This window comes from Micromonospora sp. DT44 (genome assembly GCF_049841635.1).
GTDB lineage: Bacteria > Actinomycetota > Actinomycetes > Mycobacteriales > Micromonosporaceae > Micromonospora.
Window position 1 is genome coordinate 1 of the sequence record NZ_JBNCKS010000210.1, and the last position, 261, is coordinate 261.

Consider the following 261-nt stretch of genomic DNA (forward strand, 5'->3'; position numbering starts at 1 on the left):
CCGCATCACCGATCCCCCCGAACGGGTGGTGTGGGTGTTTCCTACCCCCGAAGGAGCAACCCCTCATGAACACGATCCTCCGCAAGAGCATGCTGTCCGTTGCTGGTCTCGCGTTCGCCGGTGGCATCTTCGCCGGCCCGATCGCCGCCCACGCCGCCACCCCGGCCGTGGACGCCAAGCCCGCCGCCGCAGCGGTGCAGACCACCGCACCCAAGCCGCAGGGCGACCAGTCGCACATCGACCTCAACGGTGAGCAGACCG

1 pseudogene is annotated in these 261 nt (G+C 69.3%); it reads left to right on the plus strand.

Annotated elements, in window-relative coordinates:
- Positions 1-65: 65 nt before the first annotated feature.
- Positions 66-261, plus strand: a pseudogene (locus ACLQ25_RS32915) (hypothetical protein); the annotation flags it as partial.